Annotated in this window: 23 protein-coding genes and 1 pseudogene; 14 read left to right on the forward strand and 10 right to left on the reverse strand. The window is 63.6% G+C overall.

Going from position 1 to position 22,222, the window contains the following annotated elements; genetic code table 11:
• Nucleotides 1-40: 40 nt before the first annotated feature.
• The 3 genes from EJ078_RS01540 to EJ078_RS01550 all read right to left on the reverse strand — a co-directional run bounded on the left by EJ078_RS01540 (nucleotide 41) and on the right by EJ078_RS01550 (nucleotide 1,465).
• A complete protein-coding gene (locus EJ078_RS01540) occupies nucleotides 41-556 on the reverse strand; it encodes a metallophosphoesterase (RefSeq protein ID WP_067329925.1) in 516 nt (171 codons plus the stop codon).
• 46 nt (nucleotides 557-602) lie between these two features.
• Complete coding sequence (locus tag EJ078_RS01545; RefSeq protein ID WP_067329922.1) at nucleotides 603-1,067, reverse strand: hypothetical protein; 465 nt, start codon at nucleotides 1,065-1,067, stop codon at nucleotides 603-605.
• Between the two features lie 203 nt (nucleotides 1,068-1,270).
• On the reverse strand, nucleotides 1,271-1,465 hold the full coding sequence (locus tag EJ078_RS01550; protein ID WP_208721052.1) for a hypothetical protein: 195 nt from the start codon (nucleotides 1,463-1,465) through the stop codon (nucleotides 1,271-1,273).
• A 968-nt stretch (nucleotides 1,466-2,433) separates the two neighbouring features.
• Here EJ078_RS01550 and EJ078_RS01555 point away from each other — a divergent pair.
• Entirely contained in the window at nucleotides 2,434-2,667 is a 234-nt protein-coding gene (locus EJ078_RS01555) for a hypothetical protein (protein WP_127216962.1), read from the forward strand.
• A 109-nt stretch (nucleotides 2,668-2,776) separates the two neighbouring features.
• On the opposite strand, the gene EJ078_RS01560 is transcribed toward EJ078_RS01555, so the two are convergent.
• Both EJ078_RS01560 and EJ078_RS01565 read right to left on the reverse strand, forming a co-directional pair.
• Complete coding sequence (locus tag EJ078_RS01560; RefSeq protein WP_127403270.1) at nucleotides 2,777-4,210, reverse strand: aldehyde dehydrogenase family protein; 1,434 nt, start codon at nucleotides 4,208-4,210, stop codon at nucleotides 2,777-2,779.
• A gap of 122 nt (nucleotides 4,211-4,332) precedes the next feature.
• Nucleotides 4,333-4,830 (reverse strand): GAF domain-containing protein, encoded by a 498-nt coding sequence (locus EJ078_RS01565; protein WP_127216963.1) that lies wholly within the window; start codon nucleotides 4,828-4,830, stop codon nucleotides 4,333-4,335.
• 191 nt (nucleotides 4,831-5,021) lie between these two features.
• Here EJ078_RS01565 and EJ078_RS01570 point away from each other — a divergent pair, with 191 nt between their 5' ends.
• Nucleotides 5,022-5,918 carry a GlxA family transcriptional regulator gene (locus EJ078_RS01570; RefSeq protein ID WP_245457065.1) on the forward strand — a complete coding sequence of 299 codons (897 nt, stop codon included), beginning with the start codon at nucleotides 5,022-5,024 and terminating at the stop codon, nucleotides 5,916-5,918.
• 2 nt (nucleotides 5,919-5,920) lie between these two features.
• On the opposite strand, the gene EJ078_RS01575 is transcribed toward EJ078_RS01570, so the two are convergent.
• Entirely contained in the window at nucleotides 5,921-6,268 is a 348-nt protein-coding gene (locus EJ078_RS01575; protein WP_127215561.1) for a hypothetical protein, read from the reverse strand.
• A 198-nt stretch (nucleotides 6,269-6,466) separates the two neighbouring features.
• Between EJ078_RS01575 and EJ078_RS01580 the strand changes: the two genes are divergently transcribed.
• The 4 genes and pseudogenes from EJ078_RS01580 to EJ078_RS30060 all read left to right on the forward strand — a co-directional run.
• Nucleotides 6,467-7,762: a Xaa-Pro peptidase family protein gene (locus EJ078_RS01580; protein WP_127215560.1), complete on the forward strand. Its 1,296-nt coding sequence runs from the start codon at nucleotides 6,467-6,469 to the stop codon at nucleotides 7,760-7,762.
• A 310-nt stretch (nucleotides 7,763-8,072) separates the two neighbouring features.
• Nucleotides 8,073-8,750, forward strand: a complete 678-nt coding sequence (locus EJ078_RS01585; protein WP_127403271.1) for an isochorismatase family protein — start codon at nucleotides 8,073-8,075, stop codon at nucleotides 8,748-8,750.
• Between the two features lie 270 nt (nucleotides 8,751-9,020).
• Complete coding sequence (locus EJ078_RS01590) at nucleotides 9,021-10,658, forward strand: ABC transporter substrate-binding protein (RefSeq protein ID WP_127215558.1); 1,638 nt, start codon at nucleotides 9,021-9,023, stop codon at nucleotides 10,656-10,658.
• Between the two features lie 17 nt (nucleotides 10,659-10,675).
• Nucleotides 10,676-10,901, forward strand: a pseudogene (locus EJ078_RS30060) (hypothetical protein); the annotation flags it as partial.
• A 45-nt stretch (nucleotides 10,902-10,946) separates the two neighbouring features.
• Here EJ078_RS30060 and EJ078_RS01595 read toward each other — a convergent pair.
• Both EJ078_RS01595 and EJ078_RS01600 read right to left on the reverse strand, forming a co-directional pair.
• Nucleotides 10,947-11,729: a hypothetical protein gene (locus EJ078_RS01595; RefSeq protein WP_127215557.1), complete on the reverse strand. Its 783-nt coding sequence runs from the start codon at nucleotides 11,727-11,729 to the stop codon at nucleotides 10,947-10,949.
• A gap of 254 nt (nucleotides 11,730-11,983) precedes the next feature.
• Complete coding sequence (locus EJ078_RS01600) at nucleotides 11,984-12,844, reverse strand: hypothetical protein (protein WP_245457064.1); 861 nt, start codon at nucleotides 12,842-12,844, stop codon at nucleotides 11,984-11,986.
• 59 nt (nucleotides 12,845-12,903) lie between these two features.
• Here EJ078_RS01600 and EJ078_RS01605 point away from each other — a divergent pair, with 59 nt between their 5' ends.
• From EJ078_RS01605 to EJ078_RS01630, 7 genes are read left to right on the forward strand one after another with little or no spacing between them, the layout of a single operon-like run.
• On the forward strand, nucleotides 12,904-13,536 hold the full coding sequence (locus EJ078_RS01605) for a DUF4129 domain-containing protein (protein ID WP_067330190.1): 633 nt from the start codon (nucleotides 12,904-12,906) through the stop codon (nucleotides 13,534-13,536).
• Nucleotides 13,533-14,744: a DUF4350 domain-containing protein gene (locus EJ078_RS01610; protein WP_127215556.1), complete on the forward strand. Its 1,212-nt coding sequence runs from the start codon at nucleotides 13,533-13,535 to the stop codon at nucleotides 14,742-14,744. Before EJ078_RS01605 ends, EJ078_RS01610 begins: the two co-directional genes overlap by 4 nt.
• The gene (locus EJ078_RS01615; RefSeq protein ID WP_127215555.1) at nucleotides 14,731-15,687 is read left to right on the forward strand and encodes a MoxR family ATPase; all 957 of its coding nucleotides are present in this window, start codon (nucleotides 14,731-14,733) and stop codon (nucleotides 15,685-15,687) included. Before EJ078_RS01610 ends, EJ078_RS01615 begins: the two co-directional genes overlap by 14 nt.
• Nucleotides 15,684-16,988, forward strand: a complete 1,305-nt coding sequence (locus EJ078_RS01620) for a DUF58 domain-containing protein (protein ID WP_127215554.1) — start codon at nucleotides 15,684-15,686, stop codon at nucleotides 16,986-16,988. Before EJ078_RS01615 ends, EJ078_RS01620 begins: the two co-directional genes overlap by 4 nt.
• The gene (locus EJ078_RS30065) at nucleotides 16,985-17,206 is read left to right on the forward strand and encodes a hypothetical protein (RefSeq protein WP_245459052.1); all 222 of its coding nucleotides are present in this window, start codon (nucleotides 16,985-16,987) and stop codon (nucleotides 17,204-17,206) included. The genes EJ078_RS01620 and EJ078_RS30065 overlap by 4 nt, the downstream gene beginning before the upstream one ends.
• Entirely contained in the window at nucleotides 17,173-18,000 is an 828-nt protein-coding gene (locus tag EJ078_RS01625) for a stage II sporulation protein M (protein WP_245459054.1), read from the forward strand. The genes EJ078_RS30065 and EJ078_RS01625 overlap by 34 nt, the downstream gene beginning before the upstream one ends.
• Complete coding sequence (locus EJ078_RS01630) at nucleotides 17,987-18,850, forward strand: RDD family protein (RefSeq protein WP_067329877.1); 864 nt, start codon at nucleotides 17,987-17,989, stop codon at nucleotides 18,848-18,850. Before EJ078_RS01625 ends, EJ078_RS01630 begins: the two co-directional genes overlap by 14 nt.
• Before the next feature lie 309 nt (nucleotides 18,851-19,159).
• On the opposite strand, the gene EJ078_RS01635 is transcribed toward EJ078_RS01630, so the two are convergent.
• Complete coding sequence (locus EJ078_RS01635) at nucleotides 19,160-19,846, reverse strand: D-lyxose/D-mannose family sugar isomerase (RefSeq protein ID WP_067329872.1); 687 nt, start codon at nucleotides 19,844-19,846, stop codon at nucleotides 19,160-19,162.
• A gap of 207 nt (nucleotides 19,847-20,053) precedes the next feature.
• Here EJ078_RS01635 and EJ078_RS01640 point away from each other — a divergent pair, with 207 nt between their 5' ends.
• Entirely contained in the window at nucleotides 20,054-21,112 is a 1,059-nt protein-coding gene (locus EJ078_RS01640) for a D-TA family PLP-dependent enzyme (RefSeq protein ID WP_127215552.1), read from the forward strand.
• Between the two features lie 234 nt (nucleotides 21,113-21,346).
• Here the strand turns inward: EJ078_RS01640 and EJ078_RS01645 are convergent, their stop codons facing one another.
• A complete protein-coding gene (locus EJ078_RS01645; RefSeq protein WP_067000549.1) occupies nucleotides 21,347-22,105 on the reverse strand; it encodes a heme ABC transporter permease in 759 nt (252 codons plus the stop codon).
• Nucleotides 22,106-22,222 lie beyond the last annotated feature (117 nt).

The following is a 22,222-nucleotide window of genomic DNA, read 5'->3' on the forward strand; positions in this document are numbered from 1 at the left end:
ACGGCCGCCCCTGATGCTCTCGCTGGCCGGCTGACCTACTTTAAGCTAGCGAAGCTTGCGCCCGGGCACCACCTTTTTGGATCAATGCTGGAAGCGGGACCGGCCGAAAGTTCCAAGCATCTACGCCAACGTCGTACTGGCGTGGAAGCGGCTTAAGCTTCCCATGCGAGTGACCGTGCAAATTGATCGACTTCTTGCCCATCTGATTCCAGGTGCGGAACGGATAGTGGCACAGGATGAGAAGCACCCCATTGAACCTGAGTTCCGCGTAATGCTGAATACTGGCCCATCCGTCGGCGGCGGTCGTTTCGTCCGGGTCATTGTTGCCGATGATCAGGTTCTTGCGCCCATTGAGGCGCGACAGAAGTGCCTCCCCGCCTGCTTTGCCGTGGCGCGCGAAGTCGCCAAGATGCCAGACCTCGTCGTCAGGCGTGACGGTCTCGTTCCAGAAAGAGATCAGCGCTTCGTCATGTTCGGCAAGCGATGCGAAAGGCCGCCGGTCAATCCGTAGGATGCGGGCATCATTGAAATGCGTGTCGCTCGTAAAAAATAGCATCAGGGCACGCCGGCAATGCAGATCGAAACCCACCCTGGGCCTAAGGCTAGCAGCCTTCGGCCCTTAAGGATCTTACCATTCGCACAATGATCCGATCATAAGGCGTTTTCTCCGATCTGCTGTAGTTGATCGTGAAAAGCGCGGCGCGGTCATCACAGACCCTGATGGCGCGAACATATCGGATCTCGCCGTTGTTGATCCCTGAATAGCTGGCCCAGGTCGAGGTCAGGCGCCGGTACGTCAACTTCCAGCCGGCCTTTTCGTCTTCCAGCATGCGATGCTCGATCTCGGCCCGAAAGCTGGCTCTTCCAAGTCTGGCGCCCCACACGGCAAGAAACGCGTCTTGTTCGCCTTGGAATGCAGCACCCTGATCCGAATGCTGGGTGAGGACGAAACCAGGCGGAACATCGAATGTGAAGCCCAGTTGCCGGACCCCAAACGGCTGCCACTCCTGGGCCTGAAGAGAGGCGGTGCAAAAAAGAAAAGTAAATATACTGAACGCAACCCGCATCGGCTTGATTTAGCGCCGCTTCATAGGGCGTCCAGATCAGTTGGGGCCCCCCGGCCCACCATCTGGTGATCCATCGCAGAGCTGCAGCGGCGTTCGGGCCATGATCTCGACGGACAAGCCTGGCTTGGCGCAAGTGTGTCGCCGGACTTTGCGGGAAGCTGCCGTGGACCCGCAACCGTCGATGCGGCACACCAGCCGCCAAGCTAACTCCAAGCCTGAATCGGCCGCCGTTCAGGCCCGAGCGGAAAAACTGGGGCGCAGGTCTGCTTCAGGAAAAGCTGGGCGTATACGTCCCGTTCTTCGGCTGTGATGCCTTGCTCGCGTGTCAATTGCTTGAAGGCTTCGCGCAGCTGATCGAGGTCGAACGTTGAAATGTATTTGGGGTAGTCATTGCGCACCTAGAGGTGATGTTCCACTCATTTCTTGGCAGCTCGCGAGAGGCCTTGCGAACGCTTGGCTTCCTGTCGGGTTCGCTTGCGCTGCTGTCTCCCAACGCGACGGCAATAGCCGGCGCCACGTCGCACCGAACTGCGCTCAGCGAGGCTTGTTCCGCTGAACGGCTTGTCTTCTTTCTAATATTAGCAAAGTCTTTACGAAGGTCCTGCCGGCCCATGACTCGTTAACCATGGCAAAGGGCTTGAGGCATTGCGACGAAGTGCATCGATGCAACTATCATCAGGACCATCGACGGCCGGGCCGGTCTGTCGACCCGGGCATCGCCAACCCCATTCTATCTCATCGCCCCCGAAAGAAGGCCAAAGACAAGGTGGATCTTCTCTGGGAGCTGGCAGCGTTGCTGGTGACAGGAACGGGTAGACCAGCGGACTCTTAAGTCCGCCGGTCCTGGTTCGAATCCAGATTCGCAGCTAGAACTGTGAGAATTCAATTGCTTGGGAAATTTCGTTTGCCGGCATCGCTGTCCGCGGGGTTCGCCCATAGGACGATATATTAGCGAATTAACGAATCGTAGACCGCGCTGTCCTATTCTGGGACAGCGCGGACACTACCCATCGGCCGCGCAGGCGGCTCCGGCTTTCAGGCAACCCTACCCCTGGCCGGAGCCGCCACCTTGTACATACCAGCAAGGGTTGAATCAACCCTTACCAAGCATCCTTACTGGTGCATTCTGCCGATCGTTAGATTTTGAAATGCCGAGGACGTTAGCTGTGCCGCGCGGGGGATGATCTGTCTCCGCCATCCGATGGCATCCGGGAATCCGCCCAAAGGCTTCGCCGATCATATTAGCGATCAACGATGTATTAACGACTAAGGCGCAGCCTTGCCGGATCGGGGACGAGAACCGTCCCCTGATCGACGATCCGGTACTTTATGTGCCGAGACGTTCGACCGATGCGGAGCCAAACGCATGAGTGTCGAAACAGCGCTGGCGCAGCTGTTGCGCATGCTTCACCGTCGAGCCTTGAACCTGGCGGCGTTGCCGGACGATGACAGACTTGCTCATTACGACCTCATCCGCCGCACGTGCTGCGGAGCAGCCGAGCAAATCGGCCAGAGCCCCGACAATGCTGCCATCACGGCAAACAGCGTGGTCGAATTCACCCGCGCCATGGTGGGCATCATCGAGGCAAGACGCGGGTAAGAAGGCGGCGAGGAAGAGCTGATCGGCTGTCGCGGCAAGCGGCTCATGGCAAATGGCGAAGCCGAGATCGCGCCCTTTCTCTATCCGCCTGCGCCGGCCTCTGCTCCGCCTACTCCGCCGCCGCGTATCCCGCGATGCCCTTGATCTCCAGAAAATCCTCGAGACCGTATTCGGCATATTCGCGGCCGTTGCCGGACTGCTTGTAGCCGCCGAAGGGCAGGCCGGCGTCCCACGTCGGATAGTTGATATAGACGTTGCCGGAGCGCATGCGGGCCGCGGCCTGGCGCGCCTTCTCGATGTCCTTGGCCTGGATGTAGGAGGCGAGGCCGAAGACGGTGTCGTTGGCCAGCTCGATCGCCTGCTCGACCGTGTCGTAAGGCATGATCGACAGCACCGGCCCGAAGATTTCTTCGCGCGCGATGCGCATGTCGTGCGTCACGTTGGCGAAGACGGTCGGGCGGACATAGTAGCCGCGGTTGAGCTCGGCCGGACGGCCGGGGCCGCCAGCGATCAGGGTCGCGCCTTCGTCGATGCCGCTCTGGATCAGGTCTTGAATCTTGTCGAACTGCAGCTGGCTTACCACCGGGCCGAGCTTCGTTCCCGGCGCGTCGGCCGGCCCGACGGTGAGTTTCTCCGCCGCCGTCCTGGCATAGCCGGCGGCCTCGTCATGCCGGTCGCGCGGCACGAACATGCGGGTCGGCGCGTTGCAGGACTGGCCGCTATTGCCAAAGCAGCCGGCCACGCCCTTGGTCACCGCCCTTTGCAGATCGACGTCGGGGAACAGGATGTTGGCGGATTTACCGCCGAGCTCCTGATGCACACGCTTCACCGTGTCGGCGGCCGCCTTGGCGACGAGGATGCCGGCCCGCGTCGAGCCGGTGAAGGACATCATGTCGACATCCAGATGGCTGGCCAAAGCCTGCCCGACAGTTGGGCCATCGCCGTTGACCAGGTTGAAGACGCCCTTCGGCACACCGGCCTCGTCCATGATCTCTGCGAAGATGATGGCGTCGAGCGGCGCGATCTCCGACGGCTTCAGCACCATGGTGCAGCCGGCGGCGAGCGCCGGGCCGACCTTGCAGGCGATCTGGTTGAGCGGCCAGTTCCAGGGCGTGATCAGGCCGACGACGCCGATCGGCTCCTTGACGATCAGCGAGGAGCCTTTGACATGGCGAAACTGGAAGGTCTTCAGCACCTCGGCCATCTTCTCCAGATGCGCCTGGCCGACGCCGACCTGGCTGTCCAGCGCCATCTGGCGCGGCGCGCCCATCTCGCGCGAGACGGCGAGCGCAAGGTCCTTGCTGCGCTTCTTGTAGACCTCGATGACGCGGTTGAGGATGTCGAGGCGCTCCTCGACTTCACTGAAGCCGAAAGTGGCGAAGGCGCGCCTGGCGGCAGCGACCGCCTTGTCGACATCGGCCTTGGTGCCCAGCGAGATCTGCGCGAAGGCGTCTTCGTTCGACGGATCGATGACGTCGAAATTGTTCGGCACCACCGGATCGACCCACACGCCTTCGATATAGAACTGCAGATTGCGCGACATATCTTCTCCCTTCGGCGCGCTTGGCGAGCGTCATATTCCGCCAGAGATAACGACGCGCGTATGGCAACGCAAGACAGGGTCGTTGAGCCAGCGGCGGAGCCGTACCGCAGTCCGCTAAGAGTTCATTCCTCAAAGGAACTGGCGGCCACATAGATCGCGGCAAGCTTCTCGATGCCGGCCTGGTCTTCCTTGTCGAAGCGGCCTGGCAGCGGGCTGTCGAGATCGAGCACGCCGAAGATGCCTTCGTCGTCGCGCAAGAGCACGACCAGTTCCGAGCGCGAGTCGGCATCGCAGGCGATGTGGCCGGGAAAATCGTGCACGTCCTTGATCAGCATCGACATATCGAGATCGACCGCCGTGCCGCAGACGCCCTTGCCGACCGCTATGCGCACGCAGGCCGGCTTGCCCTGGAAGGGGCCGAGCACCAGCTCTTCGTCGGATTGAAGGAAATAGAAACCCGCCCAGTTGAGGTCGGGCACCATCTGGTAGATGAGCGCCGAGGTGTTGGCGGCGTTGGCGATCGAGTCTCGCTCGCCTTCCAGCAGCGCTTTCAATTGCCTGGCCAGCTCATCGTAGAAGGCCGGCTTGTTGCTCGTGTCGAGGGCCGTTGCCGCAAACATCCTGGTCGTTTCTCCGTTGCTAGGGCGCTGAAGCGCCCGCTACAGTTTGGCCTTCTCTGCCACCAATGCTGCGCGCGGGAAATACCAAAGTCGTGAGCGCCATTCTCGCCAACCGAAAACGCGACCGCGCGCAGCCGGAGGCAGGCGAGACCCCGCTCACCTTTGCGGTGCTGGTCTTTCCCGGCTTTCCGATGATGGCGTTTTCCTCGGTCATCGAGCCGCTGCGCGGCGCCAACATTCTTGCGAAGCGCGACTGCTACCGATGGGTGATCGTCGGCGCGGATGAGGGCACGGTCGAAGCCTCCAACGGCGTCGTCATTCAGCCCGGCTTCTCGGCCGCCAATGCACCGAAGGTCGATCGCATCGTGGTGTGCTCAGGCGGCGATGCCGACCATGTCGTGGCCGACGAGGCGATGAGCTGGATCCGCAAAAGCCTGCGCGGCGGCGCGCATATCGGCGCGGTGGCGGATGCGGCGTTCTTCCTCGCCCGCGCCGGCCTGCTCGACGGCCATGCCTGCACCTTGCACTGGACCAGCCAGGCCGCTTTCACCGAGGCGTTTCCCGACATCGAGCTCAGGCGCGATCTCTTCGTCATCGACCGCAAGCGTTTTACTTCGGCCGGCGGCGTCGGCAGCCTCGACATGATGCTGGAGATCATCACGCGCGACTACGGCGCCGAACTTGCCGCGGGTGTCGCGGAATGGTTCGTGCACTCTCCCCTGCGGTCGAGCGTCGACCGCAAGCTGATGCCGCTGCGCCTGCGCACCGGGGTGCAGAACGAGCTGGTGCTGTCGGCGATCGCCATCATGGAGGACGCGGTCGAGGAACGGCTCGGCATGGCGGAGCTGGCTGAGCGGCTTGGGGTCTCGCCCGACAAGCTCGAGCGCAATTTCCGCGCCGAGCTGGATATCTCGCCGAACGGCTATTACCGGCGGCTCAGGCTGAAGCGCGCCGCCGATCTGCTGGCGCATTCGACGCTGATGGTGCGCGATGTTGCGCTGGCCTGCGGTTTTGCTTCGATGTCGAGTTTCGCGCGGGCTTTCAAGGAGGAGCATGGGCAGGCGCCGAAGGCGATGCGGCGGCGGTAGGATCAGAGTTCAACGTCCGGTTTGCCAGTTTCCGACCGGACTTTGACAGGCGGCGTTTTCTCGGCGGCGACGTTGGGCCTTGCCTCTTCATAGGTCGCCGCGACATCCCAGATCACCCCTTGGCGATTGGAAGAAGGCGGAAGGTCCAATGTCGGGGATGCTTTGTTGATTTTGTTGATAGCCCAAACCAATCCGACGATAATGCCGAAATATGCCGCCAGACATGCGAGCATGGTTGTGTTGCCAAAATCGTCGGCCAGCCAATGCAGAATCGGCTGAATATAGGCCAGAAGGCAGAAGCTGAAAAAAAGCAGGATGTATAAGGGGCCAAGCGCTATTCGATAATCCACGGTGTGGTCCGCAATACCAGATTATTCAGCGACTTTACCACAAAGTCTCAAAGCTGATGAGGCATCGAGCAGAATTTTAGCGGTTGCAGTTCCACACGGCCAGCGGCATCCGGCACAGCACGAGCGGCTTTCCGCACAATACCTTCTCCCCTCCTGCGCCATGGTCGGCATTTACAACCTACTCAAGGCCAGGCACCCATGAGCATCGTCGTTTTCGATCCAGACAGCACCGAGGATGTGGACTTCAAGGACCGCATGCGCCATCCGGCCGCGGCCGATCCCGCCGGCGGCATGTGGCTCTCCGACACCGAGCCCTCCTTCATCGATGCGGACGCACTGCGCAAGGGGCGCCTCGCCAAACTGCGCGCCTGGATGCGCGAGGCGGGCTATGGCGGCGTGGTGCTGTTCGACCCCTATAACCAGCGCTACGCCACCGGCTCGCGCAACATGTTCGGCTATTTCCTGCGCAATTCGACCCGCTACTTCTTCATCCCGACCGATGGGCCGATCGTGCTGTTCGAATATCCGCAGAGCTACCATGTCTCGATGGTGCTCGACACGATCGACGAGGCGCGTCCTTCCAAGCTCGTCTGGTCCTCCGTCTCCGGCCGCGACGACGAGACGGCGGGTCCGTTCGCCGACGAGATCACCGAGTTGCTCAACAAGCATGGCGGCGGCTCGATGAAGCTCGGCCTCGACCGCTGCAGCCATCTGCAGGCGCTCGCCCTGGAAAAGCGCGGCTGCGAGGTGAAGGACTGCCAGGGCGAGATTCTTGCCGTGCGTGCGGTGAAGACGCTAGAGGAGGTGAAATGCCTGCAGGCCTCCATGGCTGGAGCCGAAGCCGCGGTGGCCGCCGTGCGCGAGGCGATCAAGCCCGGCGTTTCCGAAAACGAGCTCTTCGCCATTATGTATCACGAGGTGATCCGCCAGGGCGGCGAGTTCATCGAGACCCGGCTGCTGACTTCAGGACAGCGCACCAATCCGTGGTTCAACGAGGCGAGCGGCCGCAAGATCAGGCCGGGCGAGCTGGTCGCGCTCGATACCGACACCATCGGTTGCTACGGCTATTATTCCGACTTCTCGCGCACCTTCCGCTGCGGCCCGGGCAAGCCGACGCCCTACCAGAAATCGCTCTACCGCATGGCGCACGACCAGGTGCAGCACAACATTTCCATCGTGAAACCCGGCATGGCCTTCCGCGAGATCGCCGAGAGGGCCTGGAAAATCCCGGACCGCTTCGTCGACCAGCGCTATACCTCGGTCATGCACGGCGTCGGCATGCATGGCGAGACGCCCTTCATCGCCCACGCGATGGATTACGAGACGTACGGCCGCGACGGCATGATCGTGCCGGGCATGGTGGTGAGCGTCGAAAGCTATATCGGCGAGAAAGGCGGCCGCGAGGGCGTCAAGCTGGAGGACGAGATTCTTATTACCGAAACGGGGACCGAGCTGCTTTCGCGGTTTCCTTATGAGGATGAGTTTCTGGAATGAGCGGTTTGATGCCGATACGCTCTGTTGGAGCCGCCCATACATTGTCGCAGGCGTTCGAGATTGGCCGCCGCACTCATGTCGTCGTCATCCTAGAGCGAAGCGACGCGGCGCAGGCCATAGGATCCATTCCGTTACGTCGGAGCGCCGCAACGGTGCAGAATTCTGTTAGGCCGAACTCTTCGATCAAGGTAACGGAATGGATTCCAGGGTCTTCGCGACGCCGCTTCGCGGCTGCTTCGCGCTGGAATGACGAAGCTGATACGCTGCGGCACATTCCGACGCGCCGCGGCACCCCTTCGAGAGCATCCGCATGAAATCCCCCATTTCCATCCGGCGCGGCACGGTGGCCGCGGTGTTCATCGATCTCCAGGAGGAGCATCGCAAGGACAAGCGCTATCTGGTCGAGGGCTTTGCCGACATCCTCGCCAACGTCCAACGCCTGCAGGAGGCGGCGCGGCGCAATTTCGTGCCGCTCTATCATTGGGCCTATATTGTCGACCTCGCCGAGGCGCGGCCGTTCCATCCGCTCGACGAGAGCGGCAAGTCGGCCTTCTCCGACAAGGACGATCCGCTGACGGCGATCTGCCATGAAGTGGCGCCGCAAAACGGCGAAGCCATGTTGCTCAAGCAGGAAGCGAGCGTCTTCGGCAAGAACGATTTTGGCGACAAGCTCAACGCGGCCGGAATCGAATGGTTGGTGATTGCCGGCGTGTGGACCGAAGCCTGCATCGACGCCACAGTGAAGGATGCGGTGACGCGCGGTTTTCGCGTGCTGCTGGTCAAGGACGCCTGCGGCAGCGGCAGCAGCGCCATGCACCAGACCGGCATTCTCAACCTCGCCAACCGCCTCTATGGCGGCGCCGTGACCAACACGCTCGACGCTTGCCGGCTGATGGCAGGCGACACGGTGAGCGTGTGGCAGGTCGAGGGATCGGTGCCGCTGCGCTTCACCTTCGAGAATGCGGCGCAACTTTACGCAGAGCTCTGACCGCGAAGACCGGAGACCCAGCCGCCCGGCAAGGCGCAGCAATTATGCGCGTCAGCCAACTTTAGCCTGCGGAACAGCGCACAAGAATTGCGGAAAACCAAACATTTCGTCGCGGAAAGCGGACCTATGATCCCCTCGCAGGCAACGGCGCCCGGCGGCCGTATCCGCCTCCGCGCCTGACGGCAAGGGGGCGCCCCTGGGCTTCGTGCAGGTCGTTGCCGCCAAAAGCCGCCGCGCGGGCGACCTGCACCAACAATAGAGGGAACGACAATGAAATTCATGCTGACCGACAGAAAACTGCACCCGCGGGCAAAGCCGACCGCGGGTGATTTCAAGAAGGGCGCGATCAGCCGGCGCGAGTATCTGGCGCTTATGGCCGGCTTGGGCGTCAGCGCCGCCGGCGCGCTGGCGCTGGGCGGCCTTACTCCCTCGCCCGCTCGGGCCGAGGAGCCGAAGCGCGGCGGGGTCCTGCGCGTCGCCATGAACGTGAAGGGCTTCAAGGATCCGCGCACTTTCGATGGCGTCGAGATGTCGAATGTCGCGCGTCACTGCAACGAATATCTGGTGCGCTGGAAAACCGACTTCACCTTCGAGCCCTGGCTGCTCGAAAACTGGGAGACCAGCGACGACGCCAAGACGATCACGCTTCACGTGCGCAAAGGCATCACCTGGTCGAACGGCGACACTTTCAACGCCGACGACGTGATCCACAACCTCAACCGCTGGTGCGATGCCTCGGTCGCCGGCAATTCGGTCGCCGCGCGCATGGGTGCGCTGGTCAACGCCGACACCAAGAAGCCGGTCGACGGCGGCATCCAGAAAGTCGACGACTACACCGTCAAGCTCAACCTGCCAAAGTCCGACATCTCGCTGATCGCCGGCATGGCCGACTATCCGGCGCTGATCATGCACCGCTCCTATGAAGGCGATGCCGATCCGAAGAAGGCTTTGGCCATCACCACCGGCCCGTGCGAGTTGGTGAGTTGGGACGCCGAGACCGGTGCGGAGGTGAAGCGCAAGGACAAGTGGTGGAAGGGCGAGTTCTATCTCGACGGCATCAAGTGGGTCGACTACGGCTCCGATCCCAACGCCATGCTGTCGGCTTTCGAATCCGGCGAGATCGACACCGACCACGAGACCGCCTCGGACGCCGTGTCGCAGACCGAGCAGATGGGGCTCGAAAATTCCGAGATCGCGACCGGCTCGACCATCGTCGCGCGCTTCAATGTCGGCAACGCGCCCTATGACGACGTCAAGGTGCGCCGTGCCGCCCAGCTTGCCGTCGACAATGCGGCCGTGCTGAAGCTCGGCCTCGACGGCAGGGGCAAGCCCGCCGATAACCACCATGTCGGACCGATGCATCCCGAATTCGCCGATATCGGCCCGGCCGAGCGCGATGTCGACGCGGCGAAGAAGCTGTTGGCGGAATCCGGCAAGGCCGACCACGAATACGAGCTGATCTCGGTCGACATCGAATGGCAAAAGAGCACCGCCGACGCGATCGCCGCCCAGATCCGCGAGGCCGGCCTCAAGATCAAGCGCACCGTGCTGCCGGCTGCCACCTTCTGGAACGACTGGAGCAAGTTCCCCTACTCCTGCACCGAATGGCTCGGCCGCCCGCTCGGCGTCCAGGTGCTGGCGCTGGCCTATAAATCGGGCGCGGCCTGGAACGAAAGCGCTTATTCGAACAAGGAGTTCGACGAGCTTCTCGATAAAGCACTTGCGACCCCGGATGCCGCCCAGCGCAAGGGGATCATGGCCAAGATCGAGCAGAATTTGCGCGACTCCGGCATCATCATCCAGCCCTACTGGCGCTCGGTCTACCGCACCTACCGCAAGGGCGTGCATGGCTGCGAGCAGCACCAGGCGCTCGAGCAGCATTTCGAGACGGTTTGGCTCGAGTCCTGATTCCTCCCAGGACCGATCGCGACGATCTGGGCCTCAGCGGCGCCGTGCAGCGCTGCGCCCAGCATCCGGACAATGTCTGGGCGCTGGACGGGCTGGTCGAATACCTGAAGCGGCGCCGCGAGAGCGAGGAGCTGCCGGTCCTGCAGGCGAAACTTGCTTTCGCTGACCAAGGCGGACGTGCCGATCACTTCGTCATGCCTCTGCCGCACGAGCATGCAGGCAGACCACTGCTGTTGTCGTTGAGACAGCGGGCGGCCGCCCTCAAAGTGGAAGGCGGCCAGGCCGTTGCTAAGAGAAGATTTTCGCCAACTCGTCGACGCTGGTGCCTTCCTTAACTTGGCGCAGTTCGACATAGCTGACCGCGGTGGCGACGGAGAGCGCCATCGAGACGACGGCCTGCACCACGGCGGCTCCCAGTTCGGCGAGGATCCCGCCGAAGAGAAGCAGCACCAACAGGATCCCCCACTGGATGACCATCGCGATGATGACCAGGATGAGGAAGAGGCCGAACAGCGACCAGCGATTGCCTTTGGTCAGCGCTCGGCTGCGCGACATCGAGCCGAATACGCCTAACTGCTCCTGGATGAGGACGGGAACCGACATCGACCAGCCGAGCCACAGGATGATGCCGGGAACGATCAGCGCGATCATAGCAAGCGCAGAGCCGATGCCGACGAGCAGGCCGATCGCAAGCGTCGGCAACAGGAAGCGGATGGCAATCTGCACGCTGTCGCCGAAGGATGGCCGCCTTCCGTTCAGATCCTCGATTGTTGCCCGCACCAGCGACGACTGGAGCAGCAGCGTGAAGACGAAGGAAATCAATCCCGCGAGGATGCTGAGATAGGAGTTGCGCAGCACCGCGTTCGGATCCGCCATGGCACTTGGATCGCCATTCATCACCGCTTCCATCTGCGGTTGGGTCCATAACCTGATGAGCAGCGTCGGCAGGCCGGCAAACAAAAGCCCAAGCCCGACGCAGAGTCCTATGTTGCGCATGATGACGGCAAAAGTGCTGTTAAACACCCTGCCGATTTCGAATCTGCCTGGTCGTCCCAATGTCGCAGTGGTCATGATAGCTTTCCCCCGAGCCGCTGCCGAATCCAATTCGGCAACTTCAAAGTAAATCTGCCAAGAACGGCGGGCCCCGTCCAGTGGACTTGCAATTGTTTCGGGTATTCCCGGTGTCAGCCAGAACCGCCGACTGCAGCAAAAGCTCACGGTCGCGCTCTGATTTGAGGCCAGGAAGGCGATTTTGCAGGACAGGCAGGCTCTCAGCGGGGGCTGCCGCTCACCAGCACTTCGGCCGGCCTCGCCAGCATCCCAGACTACGAGAATATCTCCGCCAGTTCATCGACGCCGGTGCCTTCCTTGACCTGGCGCAGTTCGACATAGCTGACCGCGGCTGCGACGGAACCCACCATCGAGCCGATGCTCTGGACCATGGCGGCCACGACGGCGGCGACGATGCCATGGAATAGATAAACGACCACTCCGGTGATGGATTGCATCACAAGCCCCATGATGACCAGGATCACGAAAAGGCCAAACAGAGCCCAGCGGCTGCCTTTGGTCAGGGCGCGGCTGCGCGACATCGAGCCGAAGACGCCCAAGCGCTCCTGAATGAGCACCGGTATTGCCACCGACCAGCCGAGCCCGAGGATGATTCCGGGCACCAGCAAGGCAATCGAGGCCGCGCCCACGCCGAGCGCTACAAGCAGACCTATGGCGACCGTGGGCAACAGGAAGCGGATCGCTGTTGCGATGGAATCGCCGAAAGTCGGCTTCTTGCCGTTCATGTCCTCGATCGCCACCCGGACGAGGCTCGACTGCAACAGAACCGCAAAGGCGAGATAAAGTATTACAATGACCGCAGTTCCAATGATGAAGCCGAGCTTGTAGTTCGTGATAGCCTTGGCGAAATTGGCCGGATTTCCAGGATGGGAATTTAGACGCACGAGCTGGGTGACCAGTTGCGGTAGTCCTGAAAACAGCGCCGCAAGACCAACGCAGAGTACAATATTACGACCGATCACGGAGAAAGTGTTGTTGAACACTCGGCCGATCTGATACTTCTCCTGCCGTACCAACGCGGCTGAAGTCATGACGCCCTCCCCTGCTTGGCCGCTCCACGCCAGCCTATCGCCCCAAAGCAAATCTGCCAGTATTGACGAGACGCGTCCAATCACTTGCAATTGTCCTGCGGTATTGCCAGTGTCGAACCCGTGGGTAGCAGGGGAGCGAGTTGGTGACAGCGGCACAGCCTGCCACAGCGGACGCCGAATGGTTGGCCAAGATGCACAAGCAGCTGCTGGCTGACGATTCGATCCAGTTTGACCTGCCGGGGCTGGTGCGGCCGGAGCCGCCGGAATGGCTGAAGCCTTTTCTGGAAGCCCTGGCAAAGCTAGGCCCTTACATGATCTATCTGTTCTGGGGCGCGGTGATCATCGGCGTCGCAATCATCGTGTTCCTGCTCGTGCTCGAGGCGAAGGGCATCGCCTGGCGGCTGCCGTGGCGGCGCGTGAGCAAGGAGGCGGAGGCGCAGGAGGAATGGCGCCCGGATGCCGGCGCGGCTCAGATCCTGCTCTCCGAAGCCGATGCGCTCGCCGCGCGCGGCGACTATGACGAGGCGGTGCATCTGCTGCTCCGGCGCAGCGTTGCCGACATCGCCAGCCGCCTGCCCGACTTCCTGCGCCCGTCGCTGACCGCGCGCGACATCGCCGCCGCAGGTTCCATCCCGTCCCGCCCCCGCGCTGCCTTCAGTGAGATCGCGCGCATCGTCGAGGCTGCCTTGTTCGCTCGCCGGCCGGTCGGCGCCGAGGGCTGGCAGCAGGCGCGCGGCGCCTATGAGCGCTTTGCCTTCCGGGACGCCTGGGCATGAGCGCGGAGGCGACAGAGGCACAAGAGCCGTTCAGCCGCAGGACGCTGTTCTGGGGCATCTTCGCCAGCCTGCTCGCGGCCGCCGGATTCTTCCTGCTCTCGACCTACGCTCCGGACTTTCGTCAGCCCGAGGGCGGCGCAACACCGCTCTCCAAGGGCGGCACCGGCTATGCCGGGCTCGTGGAATGGCTGAAGCTCACCAACGGGCAGGCGCCGCCCATGGCGCGCGGGGAGAAGGATCTGCAATCTCCCCTGGCATCCACATTCCTGCTGATCGTCACCATCGCGCCCAACAGCGACCCGGCGGCGCTTCAGCGCATCATCAAGCTCCGCTTGGGCAAGCACACGCTTTTCGTGCTGCCCAAATGGGTCACCTTTCCGCAGCCGGGCCAGGAGGGCTGGGAGACGAAAGTCGAGCGGCTGCCCGCAACGGCGGTCAACGACTGGCTCGGTCGCCTCGCCAAGGCCAAGCTCGGCGACAGCAAGCCATCGGTCGATCGGATCGATGTAGAGGGGCGCAAGATCGCCGTGCCCGAGGAGTTGCAATGGGTAGCCGACAATCATCCGCTGATTGCGGCGGGTGACGGCAAGGCTGTTCTCACCGAACTCGACAGCGAACCCTTCTACATCCTGACCGATCCCGATCTCATCAACAACGCGGCGCTGAAGGATCCGCAAAAGGCGGCAGCGGCGCTCGACATGATCGCCATGCTGGAGCCCGCCAAGGGCGCGGTTATGTTCGACCTGACGCTTCACGGCATCGGCCAGAACTACGATCTCGGCAAGCTCCTGGTCGAACCGCCCTTCCTGGCGCTGACGCTGTCGGTGCTGGTGGCGGCTGCCCTCGCCTTCCTGCACGGGCTCGGCCGCTTCGGGCCGCCACGCACCGAGGGTCGCGCCATCGCCTTCGGCAAGCAGGCGCTGGTCGACACCACGGCAATGCTCCTGAAGCGGGCAGGACGGCTGCAGGAACTCGGCGACCGCTATGCCGCGCTGATGCGCCAGCGCGCCGCCGCGCTGCTTGGCGCGCCGCACGGGCTGCAGGGTGAAGCGCTGGACCGCTGGCTGGATTCCCGCGACAAAAATGAGGCGAACGGCTTCACCGCACGGTTCAAGGCTGCGAACGGTTCCAACACATTGGCCGCAATGCATGAAGCAGCGGAAGAGCTGCATGACTGGACGGCAAGGAGGCTCGGTGAACGTCGATGAAGTGAAAGCCCTGGCGAGCGCGATCAGGGAAGAGGTGGCTAAAGCGATCACCGGGCAGCGCGACACGGTCGATCTGATGCTGACGGCGCTGTTCGCCGGCGGGCATATATTGCTCGAAGGTCCGCCCGGTACCGCAAAGACCATGACCGCGCGCTGCTTCGCGCAGGCGCTCGGCGTCGCCTATGGGCGCATCCAGTTCACGCCCGACCTGATGCCCGGCGACATCGTCGGCGCCAACATCTACAATTTCCAGACCGGCCAGTTCACGCTGACGCGCGGCCCGATTTTCTGCGATCTGCTGCTTGCCGACGAGATCAACCGCACGCCGCCGAAGACGCAGGCTGCACTGCTCGAAGCCATGCAGGAGCACGCTGTCACATTCGACGGCACGACCCATTCGCTCGGCAAGAATTTCATGGTGGTGGCGACGCAGAACCCGATCGAGCATCAAGGCGTCTATCCGCTCCCCGAGGCCCAGCTCGACCGCTTCCTGTTCAAGCACCGGGTCAGCTATCCGGACGCGCAGGAAGAACGTGCCATCATCATCCACCACGGCGGCGGCTCCGCCGCGCACAATATCGAGCAATACGGCATCAAGGCGCAGACCGACCGCAAGACGCTGGAGGCGGCGCTTGCCACAGTGGGCGCCGTCACGCTGGTCGACGACGTCGTCGGCTACATCGCGGCCCTTGTCCGCGGCACGCGCGAAAGCCCGGATCTGGAGGTCGGCGCCAGTCCTCGCGCCGGCGCCATGCTGGCGCGCGCGGCGCGAGCCCGGGCGGCGCTCGACGGCCGCAACTATGTCATCCCCGACGACGTCAAGGCTTTAGCCGTGCCGGCGCTGCGCCACCGCGTCATCCTCTCGCCGGCGGCGCAGATCGACGGACGGCTGGTCGAGCAGATCGTGTCCGACCTGGTCGACCAGACGGAAGCGCCGCGTTGATCTATCCGAGCGGCAGAGCGGTATGGGCGGCGGCGGCGGGAGCGATTCCCGCCTTCCTGATCGCGCTCGCGCTGCCGCATGTCTGGTATCTCGGGCTGCTCTGGATTTGCGCTTTGCTTGCCTTCTTGGCGGTCGACGCGGCGGCCGGGCGCGGACGCGCGTCGCTCAGCGCCACGCTCACCGCACCGCCGCAGGTCGGCGTCGGCGGACGTTTCACGCTGCACATCGCGGCCGGTCTCGGGGCGCGAACGCGCCGGCTGCAGGCGCGCGTCGGGCATGACCAGCGGCTGGCGCCGATCAACGGCACGGGCGGCACACTGCCGGCAAATGGCGGCACGCTCGATCTCGAATTCGACGCCATTCGGCGCGGCATCGCCAGCTTCGATCGGCTGTGGCTGCGCTGGCAAGGGCCGTTCGGGCTGATCTGGAACCAGGCCGTGCTGCCGGTGGAGCGCAAGATAGCGGTGCTGCCCGATGTCAGCCGCGCCCGCGACGAGGCGATCACGCTGCTGCAGCGCTCCGCTCTTGCCGACGGCCATGCGCAGAAGCGCGCCGGCCAGGGCCGCGAGTTCGAGGCGCTGAAGGACTACCAGCCCGGCATGGGCCGGCGCATGATCGACTGGAAGCGCAGCGCCCGCCACGGCAAATTGCTTGCCCGCGAATTCCGCATCGAAGAGAACAACAACATCGTTCTAGCCATCGATAGCGGGCGGCTGATGTGCGAGCCGGTCGAGGGCGTGCCGAAGGTCGACCGGGCCGTGACGGCGGCGCTGTTGTCCGCCTTCATTGCGCTCAAGGGCGGCGACCTCGTCAGCCTGTTTTCTTTCGACGCCAGGCCGCGCGTTTCCAGCGGCGCCGTGCGCGGCTCGCCGAGCTTCACCATGATCCAGAAGCGCGCCGCCGAGATCGACTATTCGACCGAGGAGACCAATTTCACCCTGGCGCTGACGACGCTCGCCGCGAAGCTCGACCGGCGCTCACTGGTCATCGTTTTCACCGATTTCGTCGACCCGATCAGCGCCGAGCTGATGCTGCGCACCGTCGGGCGGCTGACCGAGCGGCATCTGGTGCTGTTCATGCTGATGAAGGATGTCGAGCTGGAGACTTTGGCCGATATGGCGCCTACCGCCCCGGAGGACGTGGCCCGCGCGGTCACCGCCGGCGACCTGCTCAGACAGCGGCAGGTGGTGATCGGCAGGCTCAGGCTGCTCGGCGCGCATGTCATCGAGGCCGACCACCAGCGGCTCGGCCCGGCGCTGGTCGAGCGCTATATCCAGCTCAAGGAGGAAAACCTCTTATGACGCTGCCCGCCGGCACCGATGCCGTGCGCCAGTCGCTGGCAAGCTTCCGCCAGGAGCGCGAGGCCGACTGGAAGGCGTTCGAGGCACTGCTTGCCCGCGTCGAGAAGCGCGCGCCGCGCGCGCTGTCGGAAGAGGAGCTGCTGTCACTGCCCTCCTCTACCGCTCGGCACTGTCCTCGCTTTCGGTGGCGCGAGCCACTTCGCTCGACAGCGCACTGATTGCTTACCTCGAAGCGCTCTGCCTGCGCGGCTATTTTTACCTCTATGGCGCGCGGCGATCCTTGAGAACGCGCATCGGCGACTTCTTCCTGCACGACTGGCCGGCGGCGATCCGCGACTTGTGGCGCGAGGTGTGGGCATCGGTCGCCTTGACGGTGATCGGCGCCATTGCCGGGTACTGGCTGGTCGCCTCCGACAAGCGCTGGTACGACGCCATCATCGCGCCGAGCCTCGCCGGCGGGCGCAATCCGGATTCGTCGGCCGAGATGCTGCGCAGCGTGCTTTATGGCGGCGGCGACCACTTTCTCTCGGGCTTCGCCGCTTATCTCTTCACCCACAACACGCAGGTGTCGATCCTGGCCTTCGCGCTCGGCTTCGCCTTCGCGGTGCCCAGCGTGCTGATCATCCTGATGAATGGCTGCATGCTCGGCGCCATCTTCCAGATCTATGCCGCCAAGAGGCTCGGTTTCGAGCTCGGCGGCTGGCTGTCGATCCACGGCACGACGGAGCTTTTCGCCATCGCCATCGCGGGCGCGGCCGGCATGCGCATCGGCACCAGCATCGCCTTTCCCGGCGAGCTGACGCGCATGGCCGCGGCCTCACGAGCGGGCCGCGTGGCGGCGACCGCGATGGTCGGCGTCGTCATGATGCTGCTGTTTGCCGGCCTGCTCGAAGGCATCGGCCGGCAGACGATCACAAGCGATATCGCCCGCTATTCGATCGGCGGCGGCATGCTGGCGCTCTGGATTTCTTACTTCTACCTGTTCCGGATGGTGCGGCATGGCAACGGCTAGGAATCCCGCCGCGCTGGTGCGCCCGCTGGTCACGCCGGAGGGCGTGGACCTGCGCGTCAAGCTGGCGGATGCCGGGACGCGGGCTTCGGGATTCCTGCTCGATGTGGTGATCATCGTCGTCGCCGCCGTCGCGGTCAGCCTTGTCGCGATCTTCGGCCTGGGCGGGCTCGGCGTGAAGGACGCCGAACCGCTCTTCATCGTCTGGATCATTTTCATCTTCCTGCTGCGCAACGTCTATTTCATCGCCTTCGAGGCGGGCCGGCGGGCGGCGACGCCCGGCAAGCGGATGGTCGGCGTCCGCGTCGCTTCGCGCAGCGGCGCCGGCCTCAGCCTCGACCAGGTCATCGCGCGCAACCTGATGCGCGAGATCGAGGTGTTCCTGCCGCTGTCGATCCTGGCCGCGCGCGGCAGCGCCGGCGTCGCCGACACGCTGTCGACCATCTTCGGCCTGGTGTGGGCGCTGCTGTTCTCCTTATTCCCGCTCTTCAACCGCGACCGGCTGCGGATTGGCGACCTGCTCGCCGGAACCTGGGTGGTCGAGGCGCCGAAGGTGGCGCTGCTCGAGGATCTGTCGCTGCGCAAGGATCCGGTCGCGACCCGCTTCCAGTTCAGCGCCGCGCAGCTCGACGCCTATGGCATCGCCGAGCTGCACAAGCTGGAGGAAGTGCTGCGCCGCGACGACTATTTCGCGATGAAAGCGGTGGCGGAAACGATAGGCCGCAAGATCGGCGCCAGGGTCGAGCCGGTCGATTCAAGGGCATTCCTCACCGCCTATTACGGCGAGCTGCGCGCGCACCTGGAGCGCAAGCTGCTGCTGGGCAATCGGAAGGCGGACAAGTACGCGCGGTAGACGCCTAAGCGAGGGAATGATGAGTTCGTTGCCCGAATTCGAACTTCAGGAAATGGAATCGCGGGCGGCCGCAGCCTGCCCCGGACCGTGGAAATCTTGGGACGAAGGTCGGGATTTCGACGGAGGATCCAACTTCATCCAGACCGGCAACGGGCGCAGAGCGCGGCGAAGACATTGAAAGTCCGGTGCGACCGTCGCGGAGCAAGATTTCATTGCGGCTGCGCGGCAGGACGTTCCTCGCCTGGTCGCGGAAGTGCGCCGGCTGCGCGCACTTCTTAATCAGACCGGATAGAGCCTCAGCGCCCCCGCCTACCCCACCCACTTCTCGTAGTCGGACACCAGAAGGTGAACCGGCGCCACATCCTCCTCGATGTTGGAGAAGCGGCCGATCGGATCGCGGAAGACGTTGTCGGTGAGGTCGTCATTGACGGTCGAGACCTCGCCGATCAGCACGTCCTTGCCCTCGGCCCAGAAGGCGTGCCAGACGCCCGGCAGCAGCGTCACGCTCTGGCCCGGGTCGAGCTTCAGGAGCCCGCCGGCGGGCAATCTGGTGATGGTGCCGTCGACCGGCACCGACACTTCGGCCTTCGGGTCGATGCCGCCGTCGCGGTCGTGCATGAACAATTCCAGCACCAGCTTGCCGCCGCCGCGGTTGATGATGTCCTCGGCCTTGATGTTGTGGCGGTGCATGGGCGACAGCTGGTCCTTGCGCGAGATCATGATCTTCTCGGCGTAGAGCATGCCCATGCCGAGCTTCATGTCCGCGTAGCGGCCGTTGCGGACGGTAAAAAGGAAGAGACCAAGCTCATCGAACTTCTCCTGGCCGTAGTCGGTGATGTCCCAGCCGAGACGCGAGCTGAAAATGGCCGAAGAGTCCGCCTTGTGCGCCTTCATCTCTTCCGGCGACCAGTAGGCGAAGGGCGGCATGATGTAGCCGAACGAGCGGATGAAGGCGTCGGCTTCGCGGATGATGTCGTTGATTTTGGAGCGCTTCATGGTCGTTTTCCTTCCGGCCGCTGCCTGCTGAAATCTGCCAACCCGAATATCGCAATGCCGGTCCGCTGTCGACGCAAACTGGCGGCTCTGGCCCCGTGACATCCGGCCCGAACGAGCCCATAACCCCAACGGGTTTTTGATTGCGCATGTCTTTATCCCGAAACCGGTTCCCACTTTCGGGAGACATGCTTTTGAACGGTGATCTTCATGGCAAGCATAGACGATCTCGACACGCCGGCGATCCTGATCGACGCGGCCCGCGCCGAAGCCAACATCGCAAAGGCGCAGGCGCATGCCGACCGCCACGGGCTGAAGCTCCGCCCGCATATCAAGACGCACAAGCTGCCCTACTGGGCGAAGAAGCAGGTCGCGGCTGGCGCGGTCGGCATAACCTGCCAGAAGATCGGCGAGGCCGAGGTGATGGCCGATGCCGGGCTTGAGGACATTTTCCTGCCCTACAACATTCTCGGCCGCGCCAAGCTGGAGCGGCTGAAGGCACTGCATGGCCGCGTCGCGCTGTCGGTCACGGCGGACAGCCACGAAACGCTGGCAGGGCTAGCCGCGACCTTCACCGATACCGGCCACCCGCTGCCGGTGCTGGTCGAATGCGACACCGGCATGGGCCGCTGCGGCGTGCAGAGCCCGGCCGAAGCGGTTGCACTGGCGAAAGTGATCGACCAGGCCAAGGGCCTGACCTTCGGCGGGCTGATGACTTATCCGGCGGCGGGCCGCGCCGCCGAAGCCGAGGCGTGGCTGCGGAACGCGCGCGAGACGCTTGCGGCGGCCGGGCTCGAATGCCGGCGCATCTCCAGCGGAGGCACGCCGGACATGTGGCGCTCGGGCGAGGACAGCGTCGTCACCGAATATAGGCCCGGCACCTACATCTATCTCGACCGCTACCAGGTCGCCAAAGGCGTCGGCACGCTCGACAATTGCGCGCTGACGGTGCTGGCCACCGTGGTCAGCCACCCGACGCCCTCCCGCGCCATCCTCGACAGCGGCAGCAAGGCTTTGTCCTCCGATACGCTAGGACTGCCGGATTTCGGCGAGCTGCTCGGCGTACCCGACGCGCGAGTGACTGGATTGAGCGAGGAGCACGGCAACGTCACGCTTTCAGACGGCGCCGCCCTGCGCATTGGCGAGCGCGTGCGCGTAGTTCCCGATCATTGCTGCGTGGTGACGAATTTGTTCGACCAGGTGCATCTGATCGACGGCGACAAGGTGCTGGAAACGCTGCCAGTGGCGGCGCGGGGGAAGATGGCTTGAGGATCCTGAGACGCACGCAGATGTTTTAAGTTCGTCTAGGCTGGCGGGACAGCGCCCCCCGTGTCCTGCCGGACATCTCCCCCCACTTTGGGGGAGATTGGCGGCTCGGGCGTCGCGCCCTCCTCCAAACGCTGAAAGTTGCCGAAAGCAATCGCACCATCCTTGTGGGGGAGATGTCCGGCAGGACAGAGGGGGGCGAGAAGGAACGCGACAGACCGCTATTGGTCCGAAAATCTACTGCCGTTCCGCCTGCCGCGCCGCAACCCTGCGCATCGCGATCACGCGGCGCCTGAAAATCTCCGTGCGGATCGCCATCAGGTGCAGCGCGAAGAACAGCACGGTGAAGCCAAGCGCCATCACGGCGAGCGGCCACAGCATCGAAGGGTCGATGGTCGGGCCGCCGAGGCGGAAGACCGAGGCCGGCTGGTGCAGCGTGTTCCACCAATCGACCGAGAATTTGATGATCGGGATGTTGATGAAGCCGACCAGCGTGATGATGGCGGCGGCCCAGGCGGCGCGGCCGGCGTCGTCCAGTGCGCGGGTCAGCGCGATAATCCCAAGATACATGAGGAAAAGCACGAAGACCGAGGTCAGCCGAGCGTCCCACACCCACCAGGTGCCCCACATCGGCTTGCCCCAGATCGAGCCGGTGATCAGCGCGAGCGCGGTGAAGGTGGCGCCGATCGGAGCCGCTGCCTTCAGCGCCACGTCGGCCAGCGGGTGGCGCCAGACCAGCGTGCCGAGCGCCGAGATCGCCATGATGGTGTAGCACATCATCGCAAGCCAGGCGAAAGGCACGTGGATGTACATGATGCGCACCGTGATGCCCTGCTGGAAATCCTCCGGCGCGGTGAAGCTCATATAGAGGCCGACGCCGAGCAGTATCGCCGCGGTCGCCGCGAGCCACGGAATAACCTTGTCGGCCAGCCCGACGAAGCGCGTCGGGTTGGCGAGATCGATCCAGCCGGCGAGGCGTGAGGTGGTGTCGCTCATGCCGATCTAAATAGACCGGCGATGCATCAGGGGCAATCGGACGGTTGTCGCACTCTCTCCTTCTCCCCTTGTGAGAGAAGGTGGATCGGCGCGCGAGCGCCGAGACGGATAGGGTGC

The organism is Mesorhizobium sp. M1A.F.Ca.IN.022.06.1.1, assembly GCF_003952605.1.
Lineage (GTDB): Bacteria > Pseudomonadota > Alphaproteobacteria > Rhizobiales > Rhizobiaceae > Mesorhizobium.